Consider the following 15,420-nt stretch of genomic DNA (forward strand, 5'->3'; position numbering starts at 1 on the left):
GCGCGTAGAGTCTCCGGTCGTGAGTGAGACGGCCGGGCGAGCACCCGAGGAAACCCCGCCGTGCATTGCCGTGCGCGACCTGGTCAGGACCTACCGCAGCGGACGCGGCGCGACCGCCACCGAGATCCGGGCCAACGACGGCATCACCCTCACCGTCCGGCAGGGCGAGATCTTCGGGCTGCTCGGACCGAACGGCGCCGGGAAGTCGACGCTGGTGCGCCAGCTCACCGGACTGCTGCGCCCCGACTCGGGATCCGTCGAACTCCTCGGGCACGACATCGTGCGGCACCCCGAGCGGGCCTCCCGGCTGCTCGGGTACCTCGGGCAGGAATCCACCGCGCTGGACGAGCTGACCGTCGCGCTCGCCGCCGAGACCACCGGACGGCTGCGCGGGCTCGGCCGGGCCCAGGCGCGGAGCGCGGCCGGGGACGTCCTGGACGAACTCGGACTCACCGCCATCGCGCAGCGGCCGCTCGCCAAGCTGTCCGGCGGGCAGCGCCGGCTCGCCTGCTTCGCCGCCACCCTGGTCGGGGACCGGCCGCTGCTCGTCCTGGACGAGCCGACCACCGGCATGGACCCCGTCGCCCGGCGGGCCGTGTGGAGCGCCGTCGACCGGCGGCGCGCCGACCACGGGACGACCGTGCTGCTGGTCACCCACAACGTGATCGAGGCGGAGACCGTCCTCGACCGGGTCGCCGTGGTGGACGACGGCCGGGTCATCGCCTGCGACACGCCCGGCGGGCTCAAGGCGCTCGTGGACGGCGACGTCCGGCTCGACCTGGTCTGGCGCGACGAGGCGCCGATCGGCGTCCCCGCCGTGGCCGCGCTGCGCGAGCGGGCCGAGTGCACCGGGCGCCGCTGGACCGTCCGTACCACCCCCGAGCAGGCCCGGGAGCTGGTCGCCGCCGTCACCACCGGCCCGGCCTTCGCCGCGCTCGACGACTTCACCCTCGCCACCCCGAGCCTTGAGGACGCGTACCTCAAGCTGGGCGGCCGCCACGGAGGACTGGCCAAGTGACCCTGCTCTCGGCCCCGCCGCGGACCGACCCGACCTCGGCCGGACCCGCCCCGCTCGCCCCCGCGGCCCGGCTGCTGCCCTCGCTGGCCGCCGTGTACCGGGCGCAGCTCGCCCGGGCGCGGGTGGCGCGGATCCCGCTGCTGTTCGTCGCCACCTTCCAGTCCGTCGGCATCCTCGTGATGATGCGGGGCGTCGTGGAGGCCGGGCAGTCCTCGGCGGCGCGGTCGGTGGTCGCCGGGTCGAGCGTGCTGGTCGTCGCCTTCGTCGCGCTGAACCTGCTCGCCCAGTACTTCGGCAAGCTGCGGGCCACCGGCGGGCTCGACCACTACGCGACGCTGCCGGTGCCGGCGGCCTCCGTGGTGCTCGGGGCGGCCGCCGCGTACGCCTCGTTCACCCTGCCCGGGACGGTCGCCACGGCTGCCGTCGGGGCGGTCATGTTCGGGCTGCCGCTCGGGCAGCTGTGGGTCCTGCTGGCGGTCGTCCCGCTCGCCGGAGCCGCGCTCTCCGGGCTGGGGGCGGCCTGCGGGCTGCTCGCGCCCCGGCAGGAGATCGCGACGATGCTCGGGCAGCTCGGGATGTCCGCCGCCCTGCTGCTCGGCGTCCTGCCCGTCGACCACCTGCCGCAGCCGGTGCTGTGGCTGCGCGACCTGCTGCCCTCCACGTACGGGGTCGAGGCCTTCGCGCGGACCTTCACACCGGACCCGGACTGGGCGATGGTGCTCGCCGACCTGGGGGTGTGCGCCGGGGTCGGCGTGGTGTCGCTGGGCGTGGCCACGTGGGCGTACCGCCGGGCGGTCGCGCGGTAGGCGGCAGTCCCGGGCCGGTCCGGGGACCGCACGGGCGGTGGGGCCGTTCCGGGGGCTGTCGTGAAACGATGGGGCCTGTGACCGTACCGAACACACCTCCGGATCCCGCCCACACCGATGTGCAGGCGGCGCCGGAAGACGCCGTGCCCGACACCGCGCCCCACGCCGTGCCCGACGCCGTGTCCGACCCGTACGCGCCTCCGCGGGAGAGCGGGCCCCTCGCGCCCGTGGCGTCCGAGGGGGAGAGGGCGTCGCTGGTGCAGCGGCTGCTGCCAGAGGTGCGGCTCGGAGCGGGCGTCGTGGTGGCCTGCCTGGTGGCCGGGCTGGTGATGGCCGCGCTGTGGGTGTGGCTGGCGCCGAAGGTGCCGCTCGTGGTGGACGGGGACCGGATCCTCTACGTCGACCCCGAGGGCGAGCAGCGGGCCGGGGCCGACGCGGTGTTCGCGATCATCGCCCTGGGCGCCGGGGTCCTGACCGCGCTCGCCGCCTTCCTGGTCACCCGGCGGCGCGGGGGCGGCATCGCCGTCGCGCTGGGGCTCACCATCGGCGGACTGCTCGGATCGCTGGGCGCCTGGCGGATCGGGCGGTGGCTCGGGCCGAGCAACGACCTGATCGGCGAGGCCCGGCGGGTCGGCAACGGCGGACACTTCGACGCGAGCATCGACCTGGGGGCGATGGGGGCGCTGCTGGTGTGGCCGATGGCCGCGATGGTGGTGCTGCTCGCGCTGTCGGCGGCGTTCGGGAAGCGGGAGGAGGACCCGCCGCCGTACTGGGGGGCGCCCGCGGGGCAGACTCCGGTGGGGCCGTCGGCCGGGCCGGGGACGGAGCACGGCACCGGGCACTGACGGCGGTCGGGTGCGGGCCGGTGCCCGGCACCGGCACCGGTCAGCGCGCGATGGGGGCGGTTCGGGCCCGGGTGAGGGCGATGAGGTCGGTGGGGGCCAGCTCCACCTCGAGGCCGCGGCGTCCCGCCGAGACGTAGACGGTGGGGTGGGTGAGGGCGCTGTCGTCGATAACGGTGCGCAGGGGGCGGCGCTGGCCCAGGGGGGAGATGCCGCCGCGGACGTAGCCGCTGCTGCGTTCGGCGGCGGCGGGGTCGGCCATGGTGGCGCGTTTGCCGCCGACGGCCGATGCCAGGGCCTTGAGGTCGAGCTGCCCGGCGACGGGGACCACGCCGACGGTGAGGGTGCCGTCCACGTCGGCGACGAGGGTCTTGAAGACGCGCTCGGCGGCCACTCCGAGGACCTCGGCCGCCTCGCCACCGTAGGAGGCGGCGGCCGGGTCGTGGTCGTAGGCGTGCACGGTGAAGGCGACGCCGGCGGTTTCCAGGGCGACGGTGGCGGGGGTGCCCTGGCCGCCCTTCTTGGTCTTCCTGGCCATGACGGGGTCCTGGGGGTCCGGGGTCAGTTGGGGCTGAAGGACTGGCGGGTGAGGTCGACGGCGGGCAGCGAGGGCAGCCAGGTGAGGACGGCGGTCTCGCGGCGCAGCAGGTCGAGTTCGGTGCGCAGGCGCTGGGCGGTGTCCGGGCAGGCGAGCAGCTGCTGCTTGACCGGGGTCTCGAACACCGAGGCGGCGGCGACCAGGTAGGAGAGCACCTGCGGGTCGTCGGGGAGGTCCTGACGGCCGACGGTGCTGGCCTCGCGGGCCCCGGCGAGGCGCTTCTGGTAGACCCGGAACGCCCGCTCGACCTCGGCGGCGAGGGCGCCGGAGCCCTCGCCGGGGAGCTCCTCGATCGGCTCGATCTCGCCGGTCAGGTACGGGCCGGAGGCGTCCACCGAGCGGAGCGCGAACCGGGTGGTGCCGGTGACCAGGAGCTCGTAGCGGCCGTCCGGCTGGTCCTGGACGGAGGCGACGTCGGCGACGCAGCCGATGTGGAAGACCGCCTCCAGCGGGTCCCCGGTGGCGGTGCCGAGGCCGTCGAGCGGCCCGGCGGGGCCGTCCTCGGCCCGGACCGGGGCGACTTCGCGGCCGTCCTTGATCGCGATCACGCCGAAGCGCCGGGGGGTGTCCTCGGGCTGTTCGAGCAGATCGGCGACGAGACGGCGGTAGCGCTCCTCGAAGACGTTCAGGGGCAGCACCAGGCCCGGGTAGAGCACGGTGTTCAGCGGGAAGAGCGGTAGCCGTTCTGTCACGGCGGACAGCGTAGTTCCCCGGGCCCCGCGGTTGTCGCGGGGTTATCCGCGTTGGAGCATCCGCGTGGCGCCGGTGACGGCGGTGGAGGCGAGCAGCCAGCCGATGATCACCAGCGAGGCGGAGATCCACTGGCTGAGGCCGCCCGGGTTCCAGCCGCCCTGGTTGAGGTCGACGATCGGCAGCAGCTGGTTGAGGGTGTAGAGCACCGCGTTCCAGTGCGGCCGTTCGTCGGCCTTGAGCGGCTCCAGCGGGTGGGTGGCGAACCAGAGGCTGCCGAGGGCCCACGCGAGCAGCAGCCACAGGCCCGCCCGGCCGGGGCGGTAGCCGTAGCCGACGGTGGCGTCCTGGACGGCGCCCCAGACCCGGGCGGGCAGCGGCAGGGTCCGGCGGCGGCGGCGCTGCTTGGCGTACAGCACCTCGCGGGCGTCGTCGTCGGCGCCGTCGCGGCGCAGGGCGGCGGCCAGCTGCTCGTAGGACTCCGGCTGGAAGTCGACGGAGGAGCCCTCGAGCCAGGCGATCCGCTGCTGGACCGAGAACGCCGACTTCGGGCGCAGGTTCTCGTAGACGAAGTTGGTGAGGCCCAGGTGCTTGCCGAGCGGCCAGGCCTCGGGGGTGTCGACCAGGTTGCCGACCCGGGCGCGGGAGAGCGAGACCAAGCCGGTGGGGCGGAACGAGCAGGTGAAGCGCAGCTCGGGGGTGTGGATGCGGCGCAGCGAGAGTTCGTCGTCACCCTCGAGGTGGAATTCGCCGGAGATCAGGCAGGCGCCGTCGAAGCGGCTGTCGGACAGCCGGACCCGGCCGAAGGCGCGGAAGGGGGTGGCGGGGCCGTCGGGCGGCGGGCTCTCGCCGTAGCCGGAGCCGTAGTAGCTGCGGGAGCCGACCCAGCCGCGGTCGGCGGAGCTGGTCAGGTAGAGGGTGTGGCCGACGGTGACCCGGACGGCGTTGAGGCAGGTGCGGTTGAGCTGCCGGTCGGCGTGCAGCTGGGCGCCGCGCAGTGAGAGCCGGCCGCCTATCCGGGCCGTGCGTATGCTCAACTCGCCCGTGGTCTCCAGGCGTTCGGCCTCGAAGTCCTGGTTGACGGTGATCCCGTCGGCGGAGACGGCGCGGCCGTGGCGGTCGCCGCCGACGACGGCCTGGTTGAGCAGCAGGTCGGTGCCGATCCTGGCGTCGGTGAGCCGGATGCCGTCGGGGACGCGGCAGCGGGGGAGGTGGAGGTCGCCGGTGGTGGTGAGCCGGGAGGCCTCCAGGCGGGGGATCAGGCAGTTCACGAAGCGCAGCGTGGGGGCCGTCGCCTCGGAGATGAGGACCTTGTGCTCGAAGCGGCAGTCGTGGAGCTCGACGTAGTCGCCGATGGCGGCGCCGGCCAGGTTGAGCGCGCCGGTGACCAGGACGCCGCTCAGGCGCAGCGAGGCGACGCGCCCGGGGTCGGGAGCCGGGCCGACCAGCAGCAGATGGGCGAGCACCTCGGCGCGGACGGCGCGCCGGGGGCTCCAGACGGCGTCGCCGAAGGGGTCGTCGGTGTCGGCTTCGCCACTGCGGAGGTCGAGGACCTCGCCCTGGCGGTAGGCCTCCCAGAGCTCGCGCTCGGTAGCGGTCCAGTCCTCCGGAGCGCGCTCCGCCATGCTTTCCCCCGTCCCCCCGGTCGTCTCGCCTTTCGTATCACGGACTGAAATGCGGGACCAGCGATTCCGGCCACTCCTTACACTGGGTGGCGTGATCTCTCGAATCGACCTCCGCGGCTCGCTGGACGACCCGCGTGACCTGCTGCCCCGTGCCGAGTTCGACGTCGCGGCCGCCCTGGAGAAGGTGCGGCCGATCGCCGAGGACGTACGCCATCGCGGGGTCGCGGCGCTGATCGAGATCACCGAGCGCTTCGACGGCGTCCGCCTGGAGTCCACCCGGGTGCCGGCCGAGCAGCTGACCGAGGCCCTGGAGACGCTGGACCCGAAGGTGCGCGCCGCGCTGGAGGAGTCGATCCGCCGGGCCCGCGCCGTGCACGCGGACCAGCGCCGCACCGGGCACACCACCCGGGTGGTGCCGGGCGGGACGGTCACCCAGCGCTGGGTGCCGGTCGAGCGGGTCGGCCTGTACGTGCCGGGCGGGCTGGCGGTCTACCCGTCCTCCGTGGTGATGAACGTGGTGCCGGCCCAGGAGGCGGGCGTCCGGGGCATCGCCGTCACCTCCCCGCCGCAGAGGGAGTTCGGGGGCCGCGTGCACCCGACCATCCTGGCGGCCTGCGCGCTGCTCGGCGTGGACGAGGTCTACTCCGTCGGCGGCGCCCAGGCGGTCGCGATGTTCGCCCTCGGCACCGAGGAGTGCGCGCCGGTGAACATGGTCACCGGCCCGGGCAACATCTACGTGGCCGCCGCCAAGCGCTACTTCGCCGGCCGGATCGGCATCGACTCCGAGGCCGGCCCGACCGAGATCGCCGTCCTCGCCGACGACAGCGCGCTGCCCTCCGACGTCGCCGCCGACCTGATCAGCCAGGCCGAGCACGGCCCGACCTCCGGCTCGGTGCTGGTCACCGACTCCCCGGCGCTGGCCGACGCGGTCGAGGCCGAGCTCGCCGAGCAGGTCGCCCGGACCAAGCACGGCGAGCGGGTGGCCGAGGCGCTGGGCGGCAAGCAGTCCGGCATCATCCTGGTCGACGACCTGACCCAGGGCCTCGCCGTGGTCAACGCGTACGCGGCCGAGCACCTGGAGATCCAGACCCGCGACCCGCACGCGGTGGCGGATCGCGTCGTCAACGCCGGCGCGATCTTCATCGGCCGCTGGACCCCGGTCTCGCTGGGCGACTACGCGGCCGGCTCCAACCACGTGCTGCCCACCGGCGGCTGCGCCTGCCACTCCTCCGGGCTGTCCGTGCAGACCTTCCTGCGCGGCGTCCAGGTGGTCGAGTACGACCGGGACGCGCTGGCGGACGTCGCCGCGCACGTGGTCAACCTGGCGAACGCGGAGGACCTGCCGGGGCACGGGGACGCCATCAAGGCCCGCTTCGACTGGACGGTGCCGGGATCGTGACGCGCATCGACGACCTCCCCGTCCGGGACGAGCTGCGCGGCCAGTCCCCGTACGGCGCGCCGCAGCTGGACGTGCCCGTCCAGCTGAACACCAACGAGAACCCGTACCAGCTGCCCGAGGAACTGGTGGCCCGGATCGCCGAGCGCGTCGCCGAGGCCGCCCGGGGGCTGAACCGGTACCCCGACCGGGACGCGGTCGAGCTGCGCGAAGGCCTCGCCGCGTACCTGACCCGCACCACCGGCTTCCCGGTCGTCCGCGAGCAGGTGTGGGCCGCCAACGGCTCCAACGAGGTCCTCCAGCAGCTGCTGCAGACCTTCGGCGGCCCCGGCCGCAGCGCGCTCGGCTTCGAGCCCTCGTACTCGATGCACGCGCTGATCTCCCGCGGCACCGGCACCGCCTGGATCTCCGGCCCACGCAACGACGACTTCACCATCGACGTCGACGCCGCCGAGGCCGCGATCGCCGAGCACCGGCCGAACGTGGTCTTCATCTGCTCGCCGAACAACCCGACCGGCACCGCCGTCGAGGCCGACACCGTGCTGCGGCTCTACGAGGCCGCGCAGGCCGCCCGGCCCAGCCTGGTGGTCGTGGACGAGGCGTACGTCGAGTTCTCGCACCGGGCCTCGCTGCTGCCGCTGATCGAGGGCCGCCCCAACCTGGTGGTCAGCCGCACCATGTCCAAGGCCTTCGGCGCGGCCGGGCTGCGCCTGGGCTACCTGGCCGGCGACGCCGCCGTCGTGGACGCCGTCCAGCTGGTGCGCCTGCCGTACCACCTGTCCGCCGTCACCCAGGCCACCGCGCTGGCCTGCCTGGAGCACACCGACACCCTGCTCGGGTACGTCGGACAGCTCAAGGAGGAGCGCGACCGGCTGGTGGACGCGCTGCGCGGGCTGGGCCTGGAGGTGACCGACTCGGACGCCAACTTCGTCCAGTTCGGCCGCTTCGCCGACACCCACGCCGTCTGGCAGGCCATCCTCGACCAGGGCGTCCTGGTCCGCGACAACGGCGTGCCCGGGTGGCTGCGCGTCACCGCCGGCACCCCCGCCGAGAACGACGCCTTCCTGGACGCCGTCCGAACCGTGATCAAGGAGCTGTAACACCCCATGTCCCGCATCGGACGCGTCGAGCGCACCACCAAGGAGACCTCCGTCCTGGTCGAGATAGACCTCGACGGCACCGGCAAGACCGACATCTCCACCGGCGTCGGGTTCTACGACCACATGCTCGACCAGCTCGGCCGGCACGGTCTGTTCGACCTCACCGTCAAGACCGACGGCGACCTGCACATCGACACCCACCACACCATCGAGGACACCGCCCTCGCGCTCGGCGCCGCCTTCAAGCAGGCGCTCGGCGACAAGGTCGGCATCTACCGCTTCGGCAACTGCACGGTGCCGCTGGACGAGTCCCTCGCCCAGGTCACCGTGGACCTCTCCGGCCGGCCCTACCTGGTGCACACCGAGCCCGAGGGCATGGCGCCGATGATCGGCAGCTACGACACCACGATGACCCGGCACATCCTGGAGTCCTTCGTGGCCCAGGCGCAGATCGCGCTGCACGTCCACGTGCCGTACGGGCGCAACGCGCACCACATCGTGGAGTGCCAGTTCAAGGCGCTGGCCCGGGCGCTGCGCTACGCCTCCGAGCGCGACCCGCGCGCGGCCGGCATCCTCCCCTCGACCAAGGGTGCGCTGTGAACAACACCGCGATGATCCTCATCTTCGTCGGCCTCTTCCTGGTCGGCGGCGTGATCTCCTTCTGGAAGCAGAAGCAGTCGAAGGGCGTCATCCTGGTGCTGGCGTTCGGCGCCGTGATGTGCCTGGCCTCCGGCCTCCTGCGCCTGTAGACCCGCCAGACCCGCCAGATCGGCCGTGAAAGAGACTGGACACCTGAACATGGGCAAGAACGTCGTCGTCCTCGACTACGGCTCCGGCAACCTCCGCTCCGCGCAGCGCGCCCTGGAGCGGACCGGGGCGAACGTCACGGTCAGCTCCGACTACGACACCGCGATGGCCGCGGACGGCCTGCTCGTCCCCGGCGTCGGCGCCTTCGAGGCCTGCATGCGCGGCCTGAAGTCGGTCCGCGGGGACTGGATCATCGGTCGCCGCCTGTCCGGCGGCCGCCCGGTCATGGGCATCTGCGTCGGCATGCAGATCCTCTTCGAGAAGGGGGTCGAGCACGGCGTGGAGACGGCCGGCTGCGACGAGTGGCCGGGCATCGTCGAACCGCTGGACGCCCCGGTCGTCCCGCACATGGGCTGGAACACCGTGGACGCGCCCGAGGGCACCCGGATGTTCGCCGGCCTCGACCCGGAGACCCGCTTCTACTTCGTGCACTCCTACGGCGTGCGGCACTGGGAGCTGGAGACCCACAGCGCGCGGATCAACCCGCCGCTGGTCACCTGGGCCACGCACGGGCAGCCGTTCGTCGCCGCCGTCGAGAACGGCCCGCTGTGGGCCACCCAGTTCCACCCCGAGAAGTCCGGCGACGCCGGCGCCGCCCTGCTGACAAACTGGGTCAACACCCTCTGACGAGCTGAAGGTTGTACTGATGAGCGAACGAAGTGAGCGATCGATCGGGGCCGTGCCTGGCGAAGCCACCGCTGAGCGGAGCGAGAGCGGGGGTCTGAGCCGCCTCGAACTGCTCCCCGCCGTCGACGTCCGCGACGGCCAGGCCGTGCGCCTGGTCAAGGGCGCCTCCGGCACCGAGACCTCCTTCGGCGAGCCGCTGGCCGCCGCCCTCGCCTGGCAGAACGCCGGCGCCGAGTGGCTGCACCTGGTCGACCTGGACGCCGCCTTCGGCACCGGCTCCAACTACGAGCTGCTGCGCGAGGTCACCGGCCGCCTGGACATCAAGGTCGAGCTGTCCGGCGGCATCCGCGACGACGAGTCGCTCGTCCGCGCCCTCGCCACCGGCTGCACCCGGGTCAACCTCGGCACCGCCGCCCTGGAAGCCCCCGAGTGGGTCGCCAAGGCCATCGCCGAGCACGGCGACAAGATCGCCGTCGGCCTGGACGTGGTCGGCACCACCCTGCGCGGCCGCGGCTGGACCCGCGACGGCGGCCAGCTCTTCGAGGTGCTGGAGCGGCTGAACGCGGAGGGCTGCGCCCGCTACGTCGTCACCGACGTCAACCGCGACGGCACCCTGACCGGCCCCAACCTGCAGCTGCTGCGCGACGTCTGCGCCGCCACCGACCGCCCGGTGGTCGCCTCCGGCGGCGTCTCCTCGCTCGACGACCTGCGCGCCATCGCCACGCTCGTCAGCGAGGGTGTCGAGGGCTCGATCGTGGGCAAGGCACTCTACGAGCAGAAGTTCACCCTCGAAGAGGCCCTGGAGGCGGTTTCAGGATGACGGATGGTCGGATCGTACGCGGCCGAGTCGGTGGTTTCTCCCCCTGGGAGGACGAGTTCGGCTACTCCCGGGCCGTCGCCGCGGGCGACCACGTGCACGTGGCCGGCTCCACCGCGTGGGTGGACGGCCGGATCGAGCACGAGGGCGACCCGTACCGGCAGACCCTCGCCGCGTTCGGCGTCGGGCTCAAGGCCCTGGCCGCGTACGGTCTGACCGCGGACGACGTGGTCCGCACCCGGATGTACATCACCCACGTCCGCGACGCCGAGGAAGTGGGCCGCGCCCACCGCGAACTCTTCGATGCCGCACGCCCGGTGGCCACCATGGTGGTGGTCGAGGGACTGATCGACTCCCGGATGATGGTCGAGATCGAGCTCGACGCGTACCGCTCCGGGCTGGCAAAGACCCTGGAAGACCCGGAAGGCAAACAGCCGTGACCCTCGCAGTACGAGTCATCCCCTGCCTGGACGTGGACGCCGGGCGGGTGGTCAAGGGCGTCAACTTCCAGAACCTGCGCGACGCCGGCGACCCGGTCGAGATGGCCAAACTCTACGACGCCGAGGGTGCCGACGAGCTGACCTTCCTCGACATCACGGCCTCCTCGGGCGACCGGGAGACCACCTACGACGTGGTCCGCCGCACCGCCGAGCAGGTCTTCATCCCGCTCACCGTCGGCGGCGGCATCCGCGCCGTCGAGGACGTGAACAAGCTGCTGCGAGCCGGCGCCGACAAGGTCGGCGTCAACACCGCCGCCATCGCCCGCCCGGAGCTGATCCGCGAGATCGCCCAGCGGTTCGGGCGGCAGGTGCTGGTGCTCTCGGTGGACGCCCGGCGCTGCCCCGAGGGGACGGAGACGCCGTCCGGCTTCGAGGTCACCACCCACGGCGGACGCCAGGGCACCGGCCTGGACGCCGTCGAATGGGCGGGCCGCGCCGCCGAGTTGGGCGCCGGGGAGATCCTGCTCAACTCGATGGACGCCGACGGCACCAAGGACGGCTACGACCTGGAGATGATCCGGGCCGTGCGCAAGGCCGTCTCGGTGCCGGTGATCGCCTCCGGCGGGGCCGGCAAGCTCGCCGACTTCGCCCCGGCCGTGGAGGCGGGCGCGGACGCGGTGCTCGCCGCCAGCGTCTTCCACTTCGGGGACCTGCGCATCGGCGAGGTCAAGGGCGCGCTGCGGGAGGCCGGGCACCCGGTGCGGTGATCCGCTGCTCGCGTGAGGGCCCGCCGTCCGGTTCCGGACGGCGGGCCCTTCGCGCTTCTCCGCCGCCTACTGCCTCGGCTCACCCTTGATCAGCGCGAACGGGGCGCCGTTCGGGTCCGCCAGCCAGGCGATCCGGCCGACGTTCGGGACGTCCTCGGCGGGCATCAGCACCGAACCACCGGCGGCCGTCGCCTTGGCGATCACCGCGTCCACGTCGGAGGCCGCGAAGTACGGCGTCCAGGCGGCGGGCTGCTCCGGGGACATGGTCGGGGCGATGCCGCCGAAGCTGGTCTCCTGCTGGTCGCCCTCGGAGGTCGAGATCACCCGGTAGGTCATGTCCGGGACCGGCTCGACGACCTCCACCCGCCAGCCGAACAGCTTCTCGTAGAAGTCGAAGGCGACGTCCGGGCCGGAGGTGTGCAGCTCGGACCAGACCAGCGCGTTGTCCTCGGAGACGACGTCCAGCCCCGTGGTGCCGCCCGCCTGCCAGATCGCGAACTCGGCACCCCGCGGGTCGGTCAGCGCGGCGAACCGGCCCTCCTGCATGACGTCCATCGGCGGCACCCGGACCGTCGCGCCCGCCTGCTCGGCGGCCTTCACGGTCGCGTCCACGTCCTCGGTGCGGAAGTACGTCGTCCAGGCCGACCGGGCCCCCTCGTCCAGGTTGCCGAGAGCGCCGACGGTCTTGCCGTTCAGCTGGAAGAAGCCGTAGCCGCCGGCCCCGGGGACCTCCTGGAAGGCCCAGCCGAAGACCGCGCCGTAGAACGAGGCGGTGGCCCGGATGTTCGGGCTGCCGAGGTCGACCCAGCAGGGGGAGCCGATGGGAAAGTCGGTGGTGAGCATGGAGTGGTGCCCCTTCGACGGAGAGTGACCGGGGCGGTTTCCGTTCGGGCGCGCGCACGCACCCACCCCGGCCACCTGAGAGTCTGCACCGAGGCACTGACATCCGCAGCCGGGAAGGGCCTGACCGGCGTGTTCGAAAGGGTGCCCCCGCCCTACAGCCAGCCGCGCTGCGCCGCCTTGAGGCCGGCCTCGAAGCGGCTGGCGGCGTCGAGCCGCTCCATCAGGGCGGACATCTGGCGGCGCACGGTGCGCACCGAGATGCCGAGCCGCTTGCCGGCCGCCTCGTCGGTCAGGCCCGTGCCGAGCAGCCGGAGCAGGTCGCGTTCGGCCGGGGTGAGGCCGGTGTCGTGGTGGGTGGGCTGGTCGGCGCCGAGCGGCACGGCGGTGGACCAGGCCTGTTCGAACAGGGCGACGAGGGAGGCGACCAGCCCGGGCTCGCTGGTGCAGAGCGCCCCGAGCCTGGTCCGCGCCGGGTCGATCGGGACGACGGCGGTGTGCCGGTCGAAGACCAGCAGCCGGGGCGGCAGCAGGGGCGCCGTCCGCACCTGGCCGCCGAGACCGGTGAGCCACTGGGCGTACGCGTGGGTGGCCTGGTCGTTGCGGACGCTGTCCTGGTAGAGCGTCCGCATGGTGACGCCGCGCTCCAGCGCGTCCTGGTCGAGCGGACGGGCGGCGTCCATGCTGGCCTGGGACTGCGCCCCGCCCGAGATCGCGGCGAGGAACTCCGTCCGGAGGCCGCGCGCCAGCATCTCGAGCTTGGCCTGGATCGCGTCCATCCCGACCAGACGCTCGGTGGCGTCGGAGGTGGTGTTGGGCACCAGGTCCGCGTAGGCGGCGACGGCCTGGGCCACGGCGGCCTTGCTGGCGGCCAGCTCCTGCTGGCGGCGGGCCAGGTCGTCCTCCTGGCGGCGGATGACGGCCTCCAGACCGACCGCCGGGCTGACGGGACGCAGCGCGCCGGAGACCTCCTGGGAGGGGCGCAGCAGCGTCAGGTCCGCGAGCTGGTCGAGGGCCTCCCTGACGGCGGTCTCGGAGAGGCCGAACCGGCGGCACAGGTCGGCGACCCCGCACCCGGGCTCGACCAGCAAGGCCGCGTAGACGGCTTCCGCCGTCGGGTCCAGTCCCAGCACTTCGAGCACGATTCCCCCCCGGACTCGGCGATGCGCGCGGCCAGGCGTTGTCAAGGCCGTCTTCGTGATTCTCACAGTTCACTCATGTGTGTGCAAGGAGAGTTGACGGTGCATCGACGGGGCGGAGGAAGCAGCCGGGGCGGTCGGGGCGGCCAGGACGATCCGGGCGGCTGGGGTGGCTGGGGTGGCTGGGGTGGCGCCATGCTGCCAGGCCTGATGATGCCTCGGGGAAAGCCTTCCGGAGCACCGGTCGGGGCTTGCAGGATGTGAATCACCGAGCCGCAGGGACGACGAGCCCCGGGCCGGTGGGACGGCGGGAACCAGCCGCCGCCCGTCCGACGAACCGACCGAACCATCAACCAGGGGGTTGTTCTCCATGCGGATCACCGCTCGCGTTTCCGGTGTCCTCGCGGCTGCGGCAGTCGCGGCCACGTTCGCTCTGCCGGCCGTCACCGCCGTCGCCGCCGCACCGGTCACCGTGGCGGGCGGGTCCGCGGCGAGCGCCCCCGGCAAGGGCGACCCGGGCGAGGGTGACCTCCGCAAGGGCGACCCCGCCCACGACCGGGACGGCAAGGGCGGCCTGGGCGACCCGGGCAGCATCAGCTGGGACAACAAGCTGTGACCGGCGCCGCCGCCGGCGCCGGCCGCTCGACCCGAATCCGATGCACATCGTCCGTCTCACCCTGACGAGCCCCGACCGGCGCCAGGCCACCCGTGCCGACGCCCACGTCCTGAAGGACGTGCTCTGGGCCCACGCCGATCCTTGCGGCGGCCTGGAGCACGTCCAGTCGAGGGCCCGTCAGGACTCCATCGACCTCGTCGTCTTCACCAGCGGCGGAAGTGGCGACAACGCCCCCGCCCATTCGCTGGCCCTGTGTTGCGCCGCCCTCTCGCGGTCTCCGGCCTTCCGGTCCTGGCGCGTTCGCGTCGCCGGCTGACGGCCGTCCACATCCTGCCGGAGTTCCTCCGGCGCTCCCTCTTCCGGTGACCCGGGCGCCTTCGCGCCGCACCGGTCTTCCGGATGCCACTTTCCCGTATGTCACTGCCAGGAGTGTTCATGTCCCGCAAGGCCTATCTCCGCACGTCCGCCGTCGCCCTCGGGCTGGCCGGCTCGCTGTCGCTCGGGCTGCTCGTGCAGGGCGGCACCGCGTTCGCCGCCGAGCCCGCCCCCGCTCCCGCCGCCACCGCGGTCGCGGGCGGCGAGTACGGCGGCGCCGGCCAGCCGGTCGGGGTCAAGGTCGCCCAGGCGCCCGCCGCTGACGGCTCGTCGGCTGCCGCCTCCGTCCTGGCCCCCGCGGTCACCCGGACCGAGGCGATACGGCGCGCCAAGACCTGGGTCGGCATCGGCCTCGACTACAGCTGGACCGGCTCGCACAACGGGTACCGCACCGACTGCTCGGGCTACGTCTCGATGGCCTGGAAGCTCGACGATTCGCTGACCACCGACACCTTCGGCCCGCGGGGCGTCACCGAGCACATCAGCAAGGGCGACCTCAAGGCCGGCGACGCGCTGCTCAACGACAACAGCGGGGCCAACGGCCACGTGGTGCTGTTCGAGAAGTGGACCGACTCCAGCCACTACATGGGCTACGAGTTCACCGGCAGCGGCGTCCACTACCGCGAGATCCCCTACCCGTACTACTCGGGCTACGGCACCTTCGTGCCGGTCCGCAACAAGTCCATCCGCGACGACGGTCCGTCCGACCCCGGGATGACCAACCTGACCGCGGGGGACTTCAACGGGAACGGCAAGAAGGACCTGGTGGCGGTCGAGGTGTCGACCGGCAAGCTCTGGTCGTACCCGGGGACCGGGACGGGGGCGCTGGGGAGCCGGGTGCTGATCGGCAACGGTGGCTGGAACGGCATGAGCAACCTGGCCGTGGGTGACCTGAACAAGGACGGCAAGGACGACAT

General features: G+C 73.2%; 19 protein-coding genes. 14 read left to right on the forward strand and 5 right to left on the reverse strand.

Features of this window, described 5'->3' with window-relative positions:
- The first annotated feature begins 19 nt into the window (after positions 1-19).
- The 3 genes from ACZ3TI_RS37120 (at position 20) to ACZ3TI_RS37130 (ending at position 2,669) form a co-directional block, all read left to right on the forward strand.
- Positions 20-1,018 carry an ABC transporter ATP-binding protein gene (locus ACZ3TI_RS37120; protein ID WP_465734333.1) on the forward strand — a complete coding sequence of 333 codons (999 nt, stop codon included), beginning with the start codon at positions 20-22 and terminating at the stop codon, positions 1,016-1,018.
- Positions 1,015-1,824 carry an ABC transporter permease gene (locus ACZ3TI_RS37125; RefSeq protein ID WP_465734335.1) on the forward strand — a complete coding sequence of 270 codons (810 nt, stop codon included), beginning with the start codon at positions 1,015-1,017 and terminating at the stop codon, positions 1,822-1,824. The genes ACZ3TI_RS37120 and ACZ3TI_RS37125 overlap by 4 nt, the downstream gene beginning before the upstream one ends.
- A gap of 77 nt (positions 1,825-1,901) precedes the next feature.
- Positions 1,902-2,669, forward strand: a complete 768-nt coding sequence (locus ACZ3TI_RS37130) for a hypothetical protein (protein ID WP_465734337.1) — start codon at positions 1,902-1,904, stop codon at positions 2,667-2,669.
- A gap of 40 nt (positions 2,670-2,709) precedes the next feature.
- Here ACZ3TI_RS37130 and ybaK read toward each other — a convergent pair whose 3' ends face one another.
- The 3 genes from ybaK to ACZ3TI_RS37145 are packed head-to-tail and all read right to left on the reverse strand — an operon-like array spanning position 2,710 to position 5,579.
- Positions 2,710-3,204 (reverse strand): Cys-tRNA(Pro) deacylase, encoded by a 495-nt coding sequence (gene ybaK, locus ACZ3TI_RS37135; protein ID WP_465734339.1) that lies wholly within the window; start codon positions 3,202-3,204, stop codon positions 2,710-2,712.
- A 23-nt stretch (positions 3,205-3,227) separates the two neighbouring features.
- Positions 3,228-3,956 (reverse strand): LON peptidase substrate-binding domain-containing protein, encoded by a 729-nt coding sequence (locus ACZ3TI_RS37140; protein ID WP_465734341.1) that lies wholly within the window; start codon positions 3,954-3,956, stop codon positions 3,228-3,230.
- Between the two features lie 42 nt (positions 3,957-3,998).
- Entirely contained in the window at positions 3,999-5,579 is a 1,581-nt protein-coding gene (locus ACZ3TI_RS37145; RefSeq protein WP_465734343.1) for an oxidoreductase, read from the reverse strand.
- A 91-nt stretch (positions 5,580-5,670) separates the two neighbouring features.
- On the opposite strand from ACZ3TI_RS37145, the gene hisD reads away from it, so the two are divergent.
- From hisD to hisF, 8 genes are all read left to right on the forward strand, one after another.
- On the forward strand, positions 5,671-6,978 hold the full coding sequence (hisD, locus tag ACZ3TI_RS37150; RefSeq protein ID WP_465734345.1) for a histidinol dehydrogenase: 1,308 nt from the start codon (positions 5,671-5,673) through the stop codon (positions 6,976-6,978).
- The gene (locus ACZ3TI_RS37155; RefSeq protein WP_465734347.1) at positions 6,975-8,075 is read left to right on the forward strand and encodes a histidinol-phosphate transaminase; all 1,101 of its coding nucleotides are present in this window, start codon (positions 6,975-6,977) and stop codon (positions 8,073-8,075) included. Before hisD ends, ACZ3TI_RS37155 begins: the two co-directional genes overlap by 4 nt.
- A gap of 6 nt (positions 8,076-8,081) precedes the next feature.
- Entirely contained in the window at positions 8,082-8,675 is a 594-nt protein-coding gene (gene hisB / locus ACZ3TI_RS37160; RefSeq protein WP_465734349.1) for an imidazoleglycerol-phosphate dehydratase HisB, read from the forward strand.
- The gene (locus ACZ3TI_RS37165; protein ID WP_402225709.1) at positions 8,672-8,824 is read left to right on the forward strand and encodes a hypothetical protein; all 153 of its coding nucleotides are present in this window, start codon (positions 8,672-8,674) and stop codon (positions 8,822-8,824) included. Before hisB ends, ACZ3TI_RS37165 begins: the two co-directional genes overlap by 4 nt.
- Positions 8,825-8,873: 49 nt before the next feature.
- The gene (gene hisH, locus ACZ3TI_RS37170) at positions 8,874-9,509 is read left to right on the forward strand and encodes an imidazole glycerol phosphate synthase subunit HisH (RefSeq protein ID WP_465734352.1); all 636 of its coding nucleotides are present in this window, start codon (positions 8,874-8,876) and stop codon (positions 9,507-9,509) included.
- A gap of 94 nt (positions 9,510-9,603) precedes the next feature.
- Entirely contained in the window at positions 9,604-10,329 is a 726-nt protein-coding gene (gene priA / locus ACZ3TI_RS37175) for a bifunctional 1-(5-phosphoribosyl)-5-((5-phosphoribosylamino)methylideneamino)imidazole-4-carboxamide isomerase/phosphoribosylanthranilate isomerase PriA (protein ID WP_465734370.1), read from the forward strand.
- Positions 10,326-10,766 carry a RidA family protein gene (locus ACZ3TI_RS37180; RefSeq protein ID WP_465734354.1) on the forward strand — a complete coding sequence of 147 codons (441 nt, stop codon included), beginning with the start codon at positions 10,326-10,328 and terminating at the stop codon, positions 10,764-10,766. The genes priA and ACZ3TI_RS37180 overlap by 4 nt, the downstream gene beginning before the upstream one ends.
- Positions 10,763-11,533: an imidazole glycerol phosphate synthase subunit HisF gene (gene hisF / locus ACZ3TI_RS37185; RefSeq protein WP_465734356.1), complete on the forward strand. Its 771-nt coding sequence runs from the start codon at positions 10,763-10,765 to the stop codon at positions 11,531-11,533. The genes ACZ3TI_RS37180 and hisF overlap by 4 nt, the downstream gene beginning before the upstream one ends.
- A gap of 66 nt (positions 11,534-11,599) precedes the next feature.
- Here the strand turns inward: hisF and ACZ3TI_RS37190 are convergent, their stop codons facing one another.
- Positions 11,600-12,376, reverse strand: a complete 777-nt coding sequence (locus tag ACZ3TI_RS37190; protein WP_465734358.1) for a VOC family protein — start codon at positions 12,374-12,376, stop codon at positions 11,600-11,602.
- 152 nt (positions 12,377-12,528) lie between these two features.
- The gene (locus ACZ3TI_RS37195) at positions 12,529-13,515 is read right to left on the reverse strand and encodes a LuxR C-terminal-related transcriptional regulator (RefSeq protein WP_465734360.1); all 987 of its coding nucleotides are present in this window, start codon (positions 13,513-13,515) and stop codon (positions 12,529-12,531) included.
- 367 nt (positions 13,516-13,882) lie between these two features.
- On the opposite strand from ACZ3TI_RS37195, the gene ACZ3TI_RS37200 reads away from it, so the two are divergent.
- From ACZ3TI_RS37200 to ACZ3TI_RS37210, 3 genes are all read left to right on the forward strand, one after another.
- Positions 13,883-14,128, forward strand: coding sequence for a hypothetical protein (locus ACZ3TI_RS37200; RefSeq protein ID WP_465734362.1), 246 nt, complete (start codon positions 13,883-13,885; stop codon positions 14,126-14,128).
- A 40-nt stretch (positions 14,129-14,168) separates the two neighbouring features.
- Entirely contained in the window at positions 14,169-14,444 is a 276-nt protein-coding gene (locus ACZ3TI_RS37205) for a hypothetical protein (RefSeq protein ID WP_465734364.1), read from the forward strand.
- Between the two features lie 119 nt (positions 14,445-14,563).
- Positions 14,564-15,420 (forward strand): C40 family peptidase (locus tag ACZ3TI_RS37210; RefSeq protein ID WP_465734366.1); only part of this gene is annotated, 857 nt, incomplete at its 3' end.

It is taken from the genome of Kitasatospora sp. NPDC023120 (assembly GCF_055560835.1).

What these genes read in the sequence shown, in the direction of transcription:
- ACZ3TI_RS37205 (WP_465734364.1), top strand. Translation starts at nt 14,169, where the DNA reads ATGCACATCGTCCGTCTCACCCTGACGAGCCCCGACCGGCGCCAGGCC.
- ACZ3TI_RS37180 (WP_465734354.1), top strand. Translation starts at nt 10,326, where the DNA reads ATGACGGATGGTCGGATCGTACGCGGCCGAGTCGGTGGTTTCTCCCCC.
- ACZ3TI_RS37145 (WP_465734343.1), bottom strand. Translation starts at nt 5,579, where the DNA reads ATGGCGGAGCGCGCTCCGGAGGACTGGACCGCTACCGAGCGCGAGCTC.
- ACZ3TI_RS37200 (WP_465734362.1), top strand. Translation starts at nt 13,883, where the DNA reads ATGCGGATCACCGCTCGCGTTTCCGGTGTCCTCGCGGCTGCGGCAGTC.
- hisB (WP_465734349.1), top strand. Translation starts at nt 8,082, where the DNA reads ATGTCCCGCATCGGACGCGTCGAGCGCACCACCAAGGAGACCTCCGTC.
- hisH (WP_465734352.1), top strand. Translation starts at nt 8,874, where the DNA reads ATGGGCAAGAACGTCGTCGTCCTCGACTACGGCTCCGGCAACCTCCGC.
- ybaK (WP_465734339.1), bottom strand. Translation starts at nt 3,204, where the DNA reads ATGGCCAGGAAGACCAAGAAGGGCGGCCAGGGCACCCCCGCCACCGTC.
- ACZ3TI_RS37190 (WP_465734358.1), bottom strand. Translation starts at nt 12,376, where the DNA reads ATGCTCACCACCGACTTTCCCATCGGCTCCCCCTGCTGGGTCGACCTC.